Source organism: Kitasatospora sp. NPDC041988 (assembly GCF_055588525.1).
This window is the reverse complement of the sequence record NZ_JBVJCO010000035.1, coordinates 12,441-26,065: the sequence shown is the minus strand read 5'-3', so window position 1 is coordinate 26,065 and position 13,625 is coordinate 12,441. Positions and strand designations below refer to the sequence as shown.

10 protein-coding genes and 2 tRNA genes are annotated in these 13,625 nt (G+C 71.6%); 1 reads left to right on the top strand and 11 read right to left on the bottom strand.

Annotated elements, in window-relative coordinates:
- Positions 1 to 95 precede the first annotated feature (95 nt).
- Positions 96 to 1,001, bottom strand: a complete 906-nt coding sequence (locus ACZ6NC_RS29435) for a rhomboid family intramembrane serine protease (RefSeq protein ID WP_465736797.1) — start codon at positions 999 to 1,001, stop codon at positions 96 to 98.
- 288 nt (positions 1,002 to 1,289) lie between these two features.
- Here ACZ6NC_RS29435 and ACZ6NC_RS29430 point away from each other — a divergent pair, with 288 nt between their 5' ends.
- On the top strand, positions 1,290 to 2,156 hold the full coding sequence (locus tag ACZ6NC_RS29430) for a DUF5324 family protein (protein ID WP_465736796.1): 867 nt from the start codon (positions 1,290 to 1,292) through the stop codon (positions 2,154 to 2,156).
- 84 nt (positions 2,157 to 2,240) lie between these two features.
- Here the strand turns inward: ACZ6NC_RS29430 and ACZ6NC_RS29425 are convergent.
- The 10 genes from ACZ6NC_RS29425 to gnd all read right to left on the bottom strand — a co-directional run bounded on the left by ACZ6NC_RS29425 (position 2,241) and on the right by gnd (position 13,568).
- A tRNA-Ala gene (locus tag ACZ6NC_RS29425) sits at positions 2,241 to 2,313 on the bottom strand.
- Positions 2,314 to 2,503: 190 nt separating this feature from the next.
- The gene (locus ACZ6NC_RS29420) at positions 2,504 to 2,632 is read right to left on the bottom strand and encodes a DLW-39 family protein (RefSeq protein WP_014137031.1); all 129 of its coding nucleotides are present in this window, start codon (positions 2,630 to 2,632) and stop codon (positions 2,504 to 2,506) included.
- Positions 2,633 to 3,172: 540 nt separating this feature from the next.
- A tRNA-Ile gene (locus ACZ6NC_RS29415) sits at positions 3,173 to 3,249 on the bottom strand.
- Positions 3,250 to 3,265: 16 nt separating this feature from the next.
- Positions 3,266 to 4,651: a class I SAM-dependent methyltransferase gene (locus ACZ6NC_RS29410; protein WP_465736795.1), complete on the bottom strand. Its 1,386-nt coding sequence runs from the start codon at positions 4,649 to 4,651 to the stop codon at positions 3,266 to 3,268.
- Between the two features lie 242 nt (positions 4,652 to 4,893).
- Positions 4,894 to 5,646 carry a DUF3566 domain-containing protein gene (locus tag ACZ6NC_RS29405; protein WP_465736794.1) on the bottom strand — a complete coding sequence of 251 codons (753 nt, stop codon included), beginning with the start codon at positions 5,644 to 5,646 and terminating at the stop codon, positions 4,894 to 4,896.
- A gap of 148 nt (positions 5,647 to 5,794) precedes the next feature.
- Positions 5,795 to 8,350: a DNA gyrase subunit A gene (gene gyrA / locus ACZ6NC_RS29400; RefSeq protein WP_465736855.1), complete on the bottom strand. Its 2,556-nt coding sequence runs from the start codon at positions 8,348 to 8,350 to the stop codon at positions 5,795 to 5,797.
- A 107-nt stretch (positions 8,351 to 8,457) separates the two neighbouring features.
- Positions 8,458 to 10,482, bottom strand: a complete 2,025-nt coding sequence (gyrB, locus tag ACZ6NC_RS29395) for a DNA topoisomerase (ATP-hydrolyzing) subunit B (RefSeq protein ID WP_465736793.1) — start codon at positions 10,480 to 10,482, stop codon at positions 8,458 to 8,460.
- 258 nt (positions 10,483 to 10,740) lie between these two features.
- The gene (locus ACZ6NC_RS29390; protein WP_465736792.1) at positions 10,741 to 11,295 is read right to left on the bottom strand and encodes a DciA family protein; all 555 of its coding nucleotides are present in this window, start codon (positions 11,293 to 11,295) and stop codon (positions 10,741 to 10,743) included.
- A 189-nt stretch (positions 11,296 to 11,484) separates the two neighbouring features.
- Entirely contained in the window at positions 11,485 to 12,618 is a 1,134-nt protein-coding gene (gene recF / locus ACZ6NC_RS29385; protein WP_465736791.1) for a DNA replication/repair protein RecF, read from the bottom strand.
- Between the two features lie 74 nt (positions 12,619 to 12,692).
- Positions 12,693 to 13,568 carry a phosphogluconate dehydrogenase (NAD(+)-dependent, decarboxylating) gene (gene gnd / locus ACZ6NC_RS29380; RefSeq protein ID WP_465736790.1) on the bottom strand — a complete coding sequence of 292 codons (876 nt, stop codon included), beginning with the start codon at positions 13,566 to 13,568 and terminating at the stop codon, positions 12,693 to 12,695.
- Between the last annotated feature and the right edge of the window lie 57 nt (positions 13,569 to 13,625).

Sequence of the window (13,625 nt, the reverse complement as noted above, 5' to 3'; positions counted from 1 at the left end):
CGCAGCGGGACACGCGTAGAACAGTACCTGGCGATGCACTCGCCCGACTGGCTGTGCACTACTCCCCGCCCGCTGTGGACAAACGTCCGGACGCGTCACCCGCCGTAGCGGGCCATCCCGATCAGGACCATCAGCAGCACCAGGCCCGCCACCGCGGCCACCGTCAGCGCCTGGACGGGCACCCGGCGGTCCCGCGGGGCGTACATCAGCCCGACCGCGGTCAGCGTCCCGGCGATCAGCCCGCCGATATGCGCGCGCCAGTCGATGCCGCTCAGCGAGAAGGTGACGATCAGGTTGAAGACCAGCAGCGCGACCACCGGGCCGAGCGGCGCCCTGACCCGCTTGTACATCACCACGGTGGCGCCGAGCAGGCCGAAGATGGCGCCGGAGGCCCCCAGGGAGTTCATGAAGCCGCCGGCCAGCAGGAAGGCGAAGGCACTGCCGGCCAGGCCCGAAAGCATGTAGACGGCCAGGAAGCGGAGCCGGCCGAGCGCCGTCTCCAGCGTCGGGCCGATCACCCAGAGCATCACCATGTTGGTGGCGATGTGCCAGGGCGCGATGTGCAGGAAGGTCGCGGTCAGCAGCCGGTACCACTGGTCCGGCCCGGCCGCGACGCCGTACGGGAAGCCGGTGATCTGCGGGCCCACGCTGAACAGCGAGAGGTCCTCGGACAGCCACGGCTTGAGCACATAGGCGGCGAGGACGAAGACCACCAGGTTGATCCCGATCAGGGCCTTGGTGACCAGCGCACCGTCCGCGGCCGGCTGCCCGCCGAACCGGGTGGTCGCCTGTCGCACCTCCCGGTTAGCGCCGTGGACGCACTCCGGGCAGTGGAAGCCCACCGAGGCGTTCACCATGCACTGCGGGCAGATCGGCCGGCCGCACCGGGAACAGCCGATCCCGGTCTCCTGCTCGGGGTGCCGGTAGCAGCGCGCCAGGCCGGCCCCGCCCTCGGGCCCCGGGGTCCGGTCCGTCGGCGGCCTGGGCTCGTCCGGGAGCATCAGCGGTTTCCCCTTCTCGCACGCCTGCTACGCAATCCCCGCGGCGCCCCGCCGAACGGGGTACCACCGGGATCGCCAGCGTACTGCGGCGCGATCGGCCGCGGGCGATCCCCGGCGTCTCCTCTTCTCGTCCCTGCCCCGCCTCCCCGCCTCGCCGCTTTCCCCGTCTGCTCCGCTGCGCCCGCCCCGCGTACGGCCCATCCCGGAGTGCTGTGGGACAAAACAGCATGCATGATCAGCATTCAGGTGGATATGTGCATAAAGGACGCCACCCAGGAGGAGAGACTCGTGACCCGTTTGGACTCAGCTCGTGAGACGGCCGGCAAGACCCGGGACACCCTCGCGCCCTACGCCGCCACCGCCAAGGAAACCGCGGCGCAGCTCGCGGACGGCGCGAAGCAGCGGCTGGGCCCCGCCCTGGACTCGATCGGGCCGAAGGCCGCCCACGCCGCCCACAACGCCCGCGTCCAGTACGACAAGCGCATCGCCCCGCAGCTCGGCCACGCCTTCGCCAGCCTGCCGCCCGAGGCCCAGCAGAACGCGCTCAAGGCCCTGCACCGCGCCCAGGAGGCCGCTCTGGCCGCCCGGCTCTCCGCGGCCCACGCCGCCGACCAGGCCCGCGCCACCGTCGGCCCGAAGGTCGCCAACGTGGTCGACGGGGCCCGCGCCACCGTCGTCCCCGTCGCGCAGGAGGCCCAGACCCGCGGTGCCGCCGCGCTGACCGCCCTGCACGGCCACGTCACGTCCGCCGAGATCAGCGACCTGGCCGCCCGGAACCTCAAGAAGGAGCACCGCAACAGCTGGGCCACCGGCCTGGCGGTGGCCGGCGCCCTCGCGATCGGCAGCGGCATCGTGGCCTGGCAGTGGTGGCGCCACCACGGCAACCCCGAGTGGCTGGTCGAGCCGCCGGACGCCGAGCGGACCCCGGCCACCGGCTCCTCCGGCGCCCACGCCGCGAGCACCGCCGCCGGCCCGGCCGACACCCCGGTGAACGGCTCAACAGCCGGGTCCGCCTCCGGCGGCACCACCGACGCCGCCGCGGCCCGTGGCGAGGCCGACGCCGGCGCCGACGCCCCCAAACCCGGCCCGACGCCCGGCAAGCCGGCCCCCGGCGACGAGCGCCCGAAGCCGCACGACCCGCGCAAGCCGCACTGACCGGCGGCCATGGCCACCCGCCCCGCAAACGCCGATCGGCCGCTGACCCGAATTCAGGTCAGCGGCCGATCGGCTGTTCCACTGTGGAGCTTAGGAGACTCGAACTCCTGACATCTGCCTTGCAAAGGCAGCGCTCTACCAACTGAGCTAAAGCCCCTCGACGGCACTGTGCGCACCGCCGGGCACTAGCGTACCGGGTTCCGGCGCGAATCCCACGCCCTCCCCGGCACCTACTGCCCGAACGGTGCCAGGAAGCCGGCGGGCCCGGTCATCCGACCGGGCCTACCGGCCCGGGAGACGCCGTGCGGCGCCTCCGAAGATCGTCGATCGTCAGATCGTCCGGGTCCTCAGCGACCGGCCGGGACCGGGTCGGTGGCCTCGGTCCACAGGTCCTGCTCGGCGCGGTCCGCCTGGACCTGACGGTAGACAAAGAAGCCGCCGAGGGCGACCAGGGCGACCAGGAGAAGCTTCTTCACCGCGGGACCTCGTCCTTCTTGCGTAGCGGACTCAACAGCCGTGCCCCGACCGGACGGCCGGGTCGACGAGTCCATGAATTGTTACGAGCACGAACGGGCTGCCGGGTGCCAGACTGCCCTTGCGGCCGATGATACACACCGGTGTCCCAATCGTGACCAGCCACCGCTGCCTCCAACCAACCGGTCCGGCCGGAGGATTGACGCCACACCTTCTGTCGTACGGTCGGCCCGGCCCGAGCCGGGCCCAAAGCCGGCCCGGGCCCGTCCCCCGCCACGTCCGAGCCAGGCCCGATCCCGGCCCGTCCCACGCCACGGGATCCGGTGCGACTTCCGCGCCCACAGCGCCGGCCGGTCGACGAAGGCCGGCGCGACCAGCGCACAGGCCAGCTCGGGAATGCTCATCGCCCGGAACAACGCCATACCGCCACCACCTCTCCACCTGCCCTACCCGTACAACCCCCGGGACGGGCACGCGGTTCCACCAGGCGGCCGCGGAAACGCCGAAGGGCCCGGAGCGAGATCGCTCCGGGCCCTTCGCGGTGGTGGGCCTAACAGGACTTGAACCTGTGGCCTCTTCCTTATCAGGGAAGCGCTCTAACCGTCTGAGCTATAGGCCCTTGCCGCACTGAAAGATTAGCGGACCGACGGCCGATCTCCAAAATCCGGTCCGGCAGGGCTCGCGGCAGGGCTCTGCTGGTGAGGGGCGGTGGCGGGGCGGAGCAGCCACTCCTCGCGGGTCGCGGGGAGGTGGGCGGTGCCGTCGGGACCGGTGCGGACGGCGAGGATCTGGTTCACGCCGATCCGGTTCTCCTCGAAGGCGAGCGCCGAGGCCGCCATGTAGAGCCGCCAGACCCGGGCCCGCCCGCGGCCGGCCAGGCGGACCGCCTCCGTCCAGCGCGCCTCCAGGTTGGCCACCCACTCGCGCAGGGTCAGCCCGTAGTGCTCGCGCAGTGACTCGACGTCGCGCACCTCGAAGCCGGCCTCCTCCAGCCGGGCCACGGTGGAACCGACGGGGGAGAGCTCGCCGTCCGGGAAGACGTAGCGGTCGATGAACGGGCTGGGGCGGTACGGCTCGCCGGGGTGGTCGGGGCGGCGGGCGATCTGGTGGTTGAGCAACCGGCCTCCGGGCACCAGCAGCCGGTAGAGACCCTCGGCGTAGACGCGGTACTGCGCGGCGCCGACGTGCTCGGCCATGCCGACGCTGGAGATCGCGTCGAACGGGCCGTCCGGGATCTCCCGGTAGTCCTGCAGGCGGATCTCCACCTGGCCGGCCAGGCCGGCCTCCTCGACCCGGTGACGGGCCAGCGCGACCTGCTCGGCGGAGATGGAGACGCCGACCGCCGTGACGCCGTAGTGCCGGGCCGCGTGCAGCACCAGCGAGCCCCAGCCGCAGCCGACGTCCAGCAGGCGCATCCCGGGCCGCAGGCCGAGCTTGCGGCAGATGAGGTCGAGCTTGGCCTCCTGGGCAGCCTCCAGGCTCTTCGCGGCGGGCTCCCAGTAGGCGCAGGAGTACACCATCGACGAGCCCAGCACGAGGCCGTAGAAGTCGTTGCCGACGTCGTAGTGGTGGCTGATGGCCGCGCGGTCCCGGCCACGGCTGTGCAGCCGTCCCTGGCCCGTCCCGGCCTCCTCCGGCGGCGGGGCGGGCTGCGGGCCCAGCGCACCGGCCCGCAGCAGGGCCCCCAGCGCCCGGCGGCCCTCGGGGCCGAGGACGTCGCCCGGGCCCAGCCGCAGCCGGCGGATCTCGGGGAGCTCGGAGAACTGCGCCACGGCCGTCAGCACCTCGTAGAGGTCGGTACCGGGGGCTACTTCGAGGTCCCCCGCGACATAGGCCCGGGCCAGGCCCAGCTCGCCCGGCTGCCACAGCAGTCGGCGCAGCGCGCGCCGGTTGCGCAGCACGACGGTGGGCGCCCCCGGCGGCCCGGCCGTGCTGCCGTCCCAGATCTGCACCCGCAGCGGAACCGGGAGCCCCAGGAGCCCCTCCAGGGCCTCGACCAGTTGCTTTGCGAGCTGAGCCATCGCGCGCCTCCGTCCAGCCGTACCTGCACAGCCGTACCAGCCCCGGCCGGTCGGGCCGGGGGGCGGCCAGCGGCAGTCGGAAACTCGGAACGAGCGCACCCAGCAAATCCCACCGCGGCGGACACCGATCCGGGCGGCACGCCGCGGGGGCCGGGTGTCACCCGAATGCCGACGGGCCCCGCAGGCTGAAACAGCCTGCGGGGCCCGCTCATTCCGTCCGCGGAGGAAATTCTGACCGAGGGTCAGTCCTCTTCGGCGAGGGTCAGCTCGATGCCGCCGGTGAAGCCGGCCGCGGCGTTGTAGATGAACGCCGACAGCGTGGAGAGCGCGGTGAGCAGCACCACGTCGACCACCGCGATCAGCGAGGTGAAGGTCATCACCTTGCCGAACCCGACGTAGTCCATCAGGTTGATGCCGCTGTTCGGGGCCTCACCGGCGGTGACCTCCTTGAGGGTCTTCGTCAGCGAGTCGAAGACGCCGAGCGAGTCCAGCGTCATCCACAGCACGGCGGCCGCCACGATGATGATGATCCCGACCGCCACCGACAGCAGGAAGCTGACCTTCATGACCGACCACGGGTCGGCCTTGGTCACCCGCAGCCGGGCCTTGCGGGTCCGGCCCAGGCCGGACCCGGCCGCGGCCGGCGCGGCGGCCGGCCGGCGCGGGGCACCGCCCGCGACGGGCGTGCCGCCGGGCGGGGTGTTACCGCTGACCCGGGTGCCCCGGGGCGGCGTCGGCTGCCCCTTGGCGTACGTGGTCGGCTGCGAGAACCCGCCCGAACCCGGCGCCGGCGCGCTCGGCGGCGGAGGCGTGGCCGACTGGCCGCCGTACGTCGCCCCGCCGCCCTGGCCCGCCGCACCGACCGGTGGCATCAGCGAGGTGGACGAGGCCGGGTGCTCGGCCGGCGGCTGCGGCACCCCGTAGCCCCCGCCGCCCTGTGCTGCGCCCGGACGGCCGCCGGTGGCTCCTCCCGCAGCACCCGTGGCTCCACTCACTGGTCCTCCCGCACTTCCCACCAGGACGGCGGCACCGCCCTGCGTCGTCACTCGTCATCCAGCGCCCGGCGGGATTGCCCGGAACTGGTCGGCGGCCGGTGCCACCGCGCCCCTTCTCTGGACGCGGCGGCACCGGCTGCGGTTCGGATCAGGCCTGGGCGTCCTCGCCGCCGGCCGCCGTCTCCGTACCCTCGGCCACCTCGGGGGACTCGGCGCCTTCGACCTCGTCCTCCACCGACTCCTCGTCCTCGGCCTCCGCGTTGCGGGCCATGCCCACGACCGCGTCGCGCTTTCCGAGGTTGATCAGTTGGACGCCCATGGTGTCACGTCCGGTTTCACGAACCTCGGAAACCCTCGTGCGGATCACCCCACCCGACAGGGTGATCGCCATGATCTCGTCGCTGTCGTCGACCACCAGGGCGCCGACCAGCGAACCGCGGCCCTCGACGATCTTCGCCGCCTTGGTGCCGTAGCCACCGCGTCCCTGGACACGGTACTCGTCCACCCCGGTGCGCTTGGCGTAGCCGCCGTCGGTGGCGGTGAAGACGTACGTGCCCGGTCGGACGACGTTCATCGAGAGCAGCTCGTCGTCCTCGCGGAAGGCCATGCCCTTGACGCCGGAGGTGGCGCGGCCGGTGGGCCGGAGCGCGTCGTCGGTGGCGGTGAACCGGATCGACTGGGCCTTCTTGGAGACCAGCAGCAGGTCGTCCTCGGCGGAGACCAGCTCGGCACCGATCAGCTCGTCGTCCCGGCCCTGCTCGTCCTGGCGCAGGTTGATCGCGATCAGGCCGCCGGAGCGCGGGGAGTCGTAGTCCTTCAGCGCGGACTTCTTCACCAGTCCGGCCCGGGTGGCGAGGACGAGGTAGGGCTTGTCCTCGTAGGTGCGCACGGCCATCACCTGGGTGATGTGCTCCTCCGGCTGGAAGGCCAGCAGGTTGGCCACGTGCTGGCCGCGGGCGTCGCGCCCGGCGTCGGGCAGCTCGTAGCCCTTGGCGCGGTAGACCCGGCCCTTGTTGGTGAAGAACAGGATCCAGTTGTGCGTCGTCGTCACGAAGAAGTGGTCGACGATGTCGTCCTGCTTCAGCTGGGCACCGCGCACGCCCTTGCCGCCGCGCTTCTGCGAACGGTAGAGGTCGGAGCGGGTCCGCTTGACGTAGCCGCCACGGGTGATGGTGACGACGATGTCCTCCTCGGCGATGAGGTCCTCGATGGAGAGGTCGCCGTCGGAGGGGATGAGGGTCGAGCGCCGCTCGTCGCCGTACTTCTCGACGATCGCGGTGAGCTCCTCGGAGATGATCTCCCGCTGGCGGACCGGGGAGGCCAGGATCGCGTTGTACTCGTCGATCTTGCGCTGCAGCTCGTCGTGCTCGTCCATGATGCGCTGGCGCTCCAGGGCGGCCAGCCGGCGCAGCTGCATCTCCAGGATCGCGTTGGCCTGGAGCTCGTCGATGGTGAGCAGGTTCATCAGGCCGCTGCGGGCCGCGTCGGCCGACTCGGAGGCCCGGATCAGCGCGATGACCTCGTCGATCATGTCCAGCGCCTTGAGCAGGGCGCGCAGGATGTGCGCGCGCTCCTCGGCCTTGCGCAGCCGGAACCGGGTACGCCGGACGATGACGTCGACCTGGTGGTTGACCCAGTGCCGGATGAAGGCGTCCAGCGAGAGCGTGCGCGGCACGCCGTCGACCAGGGCCAGCATGTTGGCGCCGAAGTTGGTCTGCAGGTCGGTGTGCTTGTAGAGGTTGTTCAGCACCACCTTGGCGACGGCGTCGCGCTTGAGCACGATCACCAGGCGCTGGCCGGTGCGCGAGGAGGACTCGTCGCGGACGTCGGCGATGCCGGCGACCTTGCCGTCCTTGACCAGGTCCGCGATCTTCAGCGCGAGGTTGTCCGGGTTGACCTGGTACGGCAGCTCGGTGATCACCAGGCACTGGCGGCCCTGGATCTCCTCGACCTCGACCACCGCGCGCATGGTGATCGAGCCGCGCCCGGTCCGGTACGCCTCCTCGATCCCGCGGCGGCCGACGATCAGGGCGCCGGTCGGGAAGTCCGGGCCCTTGATCCGCTCGATCAGGGCCTCCAGCAGCTCCTCGTTGGAGGCATCCGGGTGCTCCAGCGCCCAGAGCGCGCCGGAGGCGACCTCGCGGAGGTTGTGCGGCGGGATGTTGGTGGCCATGCCGACCGCGATGCCGGTGGCACCGTTGATCAGCAGGTTGGGGATGCGCGCGGGCAGGACGGTGGGCTCCTGCGAGCGGCCGTCGTAGTTGGCGGCGAAGTCGACGGTCTCCTCGTCGATGTCGCGCATCATCTCCATGGCCAGCGGCATCATCTTGCACTCGGTGTAGCGCATGGCCGCGGCCGGGTCGTTGCCCGGCGAGCCGAAGTTGCCGTTGCCGTCCACCAGCGGCATCCGCAGCGACCACGGCTGGGCCAGGCGGACCACGGTGTCGTAAATCGAGGTGTCGCCGTGCGGGTGGTAGTTGCCCATGACGTCGCCGACGACGCGGGCGCACTTGTAGTAGCCCTTCTCGGGGCGGTACCCGCCGTCGTACATCGCGTAGAGCACGCGCCGGTGCACCGGCTTGAGGCCGTCGCGGACCTCGGGCAGCGCGCGGCTCACGATCACGCTCATCGCGTAGTCGAGGTAGGAGCGCTGCATCTCGGTCTCGAGCTCGATCGGCTCGACCCGGGACACGAAGGTGTCGATGGCGGTGCTGGCGTCCGGCTGCTCGCCGTCGGGACGGTTGTCGTCGACCACTGGTGGTCAGTTTCCTTTCACGCGTGACTGGACTGTGCTGGCAGGGGCGGGCCCCGTCACACGTCCAGGAAGCGGACGTCCTTGGCGTTGCGCTGGATGAAGGAGCGGCGGGCCTCGACGTCCTCGCCCATCAGGACGGAGAAGAGGTCGTCGGCGCGGGCCGCGTCCTCCAGGGTGACCTGCATGAGCAGACGGTGGGCCTGGTCCATGGTGGTGACGCGCAGCTCCTCGGCGTTCATCTCGCCGAGACCCTTGAACCGCTGGATCGCGTCGTCCTTGGGCAGCCGGCGCCCGGCCGCCACGCCCGCGGCGATGGTGGCGTCGCGCTCACGGTCGGAGTAGACGTAGTCGAAGTCGTCCTTGCCCCACTTGATCTTGTACAGCGGCGGCATCGCCAGGTACACGTACCCGGACTCGACCAGCGGCCGCATGAAGCGGAACAGCAGGGTGAGCAGCAGGGTGCGGATGTGCTGCCCGTCGACGTCGGCGTCCGCCATCAGGACGATCTTGTGATAGCGGAGCTTGGACTCGTCGTAGTCCTCCTGGATGCCGCAGCCGAAGGCCGAGATCAGCGCCTGGACCTCGGTGTTCTGCAGCACCTTGTCGATCCGGGCCTTCTCGACGTTCAGGATCTTGCCGCGGATCGGCAGGATGGCCTGGATGCGCGGGTCGCGGCCCTGCTTGGCGGAGCCGCCGGCGGAGTCACCCTCGACGATGAAGATCTCGCACTCGGACGGGTCCTTGGACTGGCAGTCGCTAAGCTTGCCCGGCAGCGAGGCGGATTCCAGCAGGCCCTTGCGACGGGTCAGGTCGCGCGCCTTGCGGGCGGCGACGCGCGCGGTGGCGGCCTGGATGGACTTGCGGATGATGTCCGCGGCCTCGTTGGGGTTGCGGTCCAGCCAGTCGTTCAGCTGCTCGTGGACGACCCGCTGGACGAAGGTCTTCGCCTCGGTGTTGCCCAGCTTGTCCTTGGTCTGGCCCTCGAACTGCGGCTCGCCGAGCTTGACCGAGATGATCGCGGTCAGACCCTCGCGGATGTCCTCGCCGGAGAGGTTGTCGTCCTTCTCGCGGAGCAGCTTCTTGTCCCGCGCGTAGCGGTTCACCAGGCCGGTCAGCGCGGCGCGGAAGCCCTCCTCGTGGGTACCGCCGCCGTGCGTGTGGATGGTGTTGGCGAAGGAGTAGACACCCTCGGTGTACGAGGAGTTCCACTGCATCGCGACCTCCACCGAGATCGTCTTCTCCTTGTCCTCCGCCTCGAAGTCGATGACCGAGGGGTGGATCACCTCGCCCTTGCGGGAGTTGAGGTGGGCGACGAAGTCGGCGATACCGCCGTCGTACCGGTACGTGACGGAGAGCGGCTTGCCCTCCTCGTCGGCGTGCTCCGGACGCTCGTCGGTCAGCGAGATGGTCAGTCCCTTGTTGAGGAACGCCATCTCCTGGAAGCGCCGGGAGAGCGTCTCGAAGGAGTAGACCGTGGTCTCGAAGATGTCCGGGTCCGCCCAGAAGGTGACGCTGGTGCCCGTCCGGTCGGTCGCCTCGTGCTGTGCCAGCGCCGCGGTCGGCACGCCCTGCTTGTACTCCTGCGTCCAGCGGTGGCCGGCCGTGTGGATCTCCACCGCCAGCCGGGTGGAGAGCGCGTTGACCACCGAGACGCCGACGCCGTGCAGACCGCCGGAGACCGCGTAACCGCCGCCGCCGAACTTGCCGCCCGCATGCAGGACGGTCAGCACGACCTCGACGGCGGGCTTGTCCTGGCCCGGGACGATGCCGACCGGGATACCGCGGCCGTTGTCCACCACCCGTACCGCACCGTCGAGCAGGATCGTGACCTCGATGGTGTCGGCGTGCCCGGCCATGGCCTCGTCGACGGAGTTGTCCACCACCTCCTGCACCAGGTGGTGCAGGCCGCGCTCACCGGTCGAGCCGATGTACATGCCGGGGCGCTTGCGGACGGCGTCGAGGCCCTCCAGCACCTGGATCGCGTTGGCGTCGTAGGGCTGCCCTGTCACGGGGTCGGTGGATTCTGGGGTCTGGCTGGAGTTGCCGGAATCGGCCACGAAGCGCCCTCTCTGGCACAGCACGGGCCGCATCCCCGCCCCGGGACGGGCAGGCGTGCGACCACGGCGTTTCGACTCGGTTGCTACTAGCAACAGTGTTTGGCTTTCAGTCTACCGGTACGACTGACAGAGATGGGCGTTTGGCAGCCCCTGAGGGCAGATATACCGCCCTGAATCCCCTCTGCACATGTCCCGATACTCGCCCCGGGGGCTCAGAGCGCCTGGAAGGGCCGTCAGGGGTTCCGGAAGATCCCGGTCCGCTCGACGCCGCGCCGGCCGCGGTCAGCCCCAGGTGTCGCCCGGCCCCTTGCTGCCCGGCGCGCGCAGCCGGCCGTAGCCGCGGACCGGCGCGGCCGGGCCCAGCACCTTGATCGTCTTCACCGTGCCGTGGCCGAGCTCGTGGTTCAGACGGGCCACCAACTGCCGTGCCAGCCAGCGGAGTTGGGTGGCCCAGGCGGTGGAGTCGCACTGCACGGTGAGCACCGCGGCCTCGTCGTCGTAGGAGGTGGGCGCGCAGTGCGCGGCGATGTCCGGGCCGACGATCTGCGGCCAGCGGCCCATCACCCCGCCGACCGCGGCCGAGGACTCCCAGCCCCGCTCGGTCAGCAGCCGGTTCAGCGCCGCCCCCAGCGGCACCGGGTCACGGCCGTCCGAACGGGCGCCGCTGCGCAGGCCGGTCCGCTTCGCCTCACGCTTCTCCCGGACCTGCTCCCCGCGCTGGCGGGCCTGCGCCCGGGCCGCCCGCAGCGCCGAGCGGGCCAGGTCGGCGCCGGTTGGGCCGCCGGCGGCCGGATCGGCGCCGACCGGCTGCGGGGGGTTCTCGGCCGGCTCGCTCACGGCGATCTCCTATCCCCAGGCTGTGGACAACGGTGAGCCGTCCAGCGTACGGGAGCGGGAGGGCGGCGGGCGGCCGGTGCACAGGCTGTGCACGGGCGGAAAGTGTGAGGGTGTGAGGGGGGCCACTGTCGCGGAGGGCCGGGGGCGGACGCCGGGGCGGATGTCAGGGGCCGGAAGCAGGGGCGGGTTTCAGGCGTCGACCCGGCGCACCGCGCCGTCGGCCACCGTGTACCGGGCCCCGGCCAGGGCCTTCGGCACGTCCTCCGCGACCGCCGCGGTGACCAGCACCTGCTCGCCGCCGGCCACCAGCTCGGCCAGCCGGTCCCGGCGGGTGGCGTCCAGCTCGGCGAAGACGTCGTCCAGGATCAGCACCGGCTCCCCGCCGTCGGCGCGCAGCAGCTCGTACGAGGCCAGCCGCAGGGCCAGCGCGAACGACCAGGACTCGCCGTGGCTGGCGTAGCCCTTGGCGGGCAGCGGTCCGAGTCTGAGCACCAGCTCGTCGCGGTGCGGACCGACCAGCGTGATCCCGCGCTCGACCTCCTGCTTGCGGACGGCCTGGAGAGCCTGGAGGAGCTGCTCCTCGGCCTGCTCACGGCTGGACGGCAGCTCGCCCTCGAAGGAGCTGCGGTACTCCAGCGCGGTCTCGCCCCCGGTGGGCGCGAGCTGCCCGTACGCGGCCGCCACCAGCGGCTGCAGGGCGGCCACCAGCTGGATCCGGAAGGCGGTCAACTCGGCTCCGGCGCGCGCCAGATGGCCGTCCCAGACCTCCAGGGTGGAGAGGTCGGCACCCTTGCCGCCACCGGCCCGGCGGGCCATCGCGGCGGTTTTCAGCAGCGCGTTGCGCTGCTTGAGCACCCGTTCGTAGTCCTGCCGGACCCCGGCCAGCCGGGGGGCACGGGCGGTCAGCAGCTCGTCCAGGAAGCGCCGGCGCTCGCCCGGGTCGCCCTTGACCAGGGAGAGGTCCTCGGGGGCGAACAGCACGGTGCGCAGCAGGCCCAGCACGTCGCGCGGACGGACGTTGTCCGAACGGTTGATCCGGGCCCGGTTGGCCTTGCCCGGAGCGATCTCCAGCTCCACCAGGGTGGAGCGGCCACGGTCCACCACGGAGGTGCGGATCACCGCCCGCTCGGCGCCCAGCCGGATCAGCGGCGCGTCGGTGGCGACCCGGTGGCTGCCCAGGGTGGCGACGTAGCCGATCGCCTCGACCAGGTTGGTCTTGCCCTGGCCGTTCGGCCCGACGAAGGCCGTCACGCCCGGGTCGAGGGGCACCTCGGCCCGGGCGTACGACCGGAAATCGGCGAGCGACAGATGCGCGACGTGCATGGCTGTGGACTGCGCTCGCCTTCTGTGACTGTGTCATCCGGGGGACGACCCCCGGCCCCCGACCGGTACTGGGACTACTTCGACTCGACCGCGTGGCCGCCGAACTGGTTGCGCAGCGCGGCGATCATCTTCATCTGCGGCGAGTCGTCCTGGCGGGAGGCGAAGCGGGCGAAGAGCGAGGCGGTGATCGCCGGCAGCGGCACGGCGTGGTCGATCGCGGCCTCGACGGTCCAGCGGCCCTCGCCGGAGTCGGCGGCCCAGCCCTTGAGCTTGGCCAGGTGCTCGTCGTCGTCCAGGGCGCGGACGGCCAGGTCGAGCAGCCAGGAGCGGATGACGGTGCCCTCCTGCCAGCTGCGGAAGACCTCGCGCACGTCGGTGACCTCGGGGGCGGCCTCCAGCAGCTCCCAGCCCTCGGCGAAGGCCTGCATCATCGCGTACTCGATGCCGTTGTGGACCATCTTGGCGAAGTGGCCGGCGCCGACCGCGCCCGCGTGCACCGAGCCGAAGTCGCCCTCGGGCTTGAGCGCGTCGAAGACCGGCTGGACCTTGGCGACGTGCTCGGCGTTGCCGCCGTACATCAGCGCGTAGCCGTTCTCCAGGCCCCAGACACCGCCGGAGACGCCGCAGTCGACGAAGCCGATGCCCTTGGCGGCCAGCGCCTCGGCGTGCTTGATGTCGTCCGTCCAGCGGGAGTTGCCGCCGTCGACCACCACGTCGCCGGGGGAGAGCAGCTCGGCGAGTTCGTCCACGGTCGCCTGGGTGGCGGCGCCGGCCGGGACCATGACCCAGACCACGCGCGGGCCCTGGAGCTTGGTGACGAGCTCCTGGAGGCTCTCGACGTCGGAGATGTCCGGGTTGCGGTCGTAGCCGATGACGGTGTGGCCGGCGCGGCGGATCCGCTCGCGCATGTTGCCGCCCATCTTGCCGAGACCGATGAGGCCGAGCTCCATGACCAAGTCCTTACCTGTGATGACCTGTGGTGACGTGCCTGCCGACGGCGCCGTTGC

Bases quoted from the DNA above. Each gene is read 5' to 3' on its own strand.
- ACZ6NC_RS29435 (WP_465736797.1), bottom strand. From the start codon at position 1,001: ATGCTCCCGGACGAGCCCAGGCCGCCGACGGACCGGACCCCGGGGCCC.
- ACZ6NC_RS29410 (WP_465736795.1), bottom strand. From the start codon at position 4,651: ATGGCTCAGCTCGCAAAGCAACTGGTCGAGGCCCTGGAGGGGCTCCTG.
- recF (WP_465736791.1), bottom strand. From the start codon at position 12,618: ATGCACGTCGCGCATCTGTCGCTCGCCGATTTCCGGTCGTACGCCCGG.
- gnd (WP_465736790.1), bottom strand. From the start codon at position 13,568: ATGGAGCTCGGCCTCATCGGTCTCGGCAAGATGGGCGGCAACATGCGC.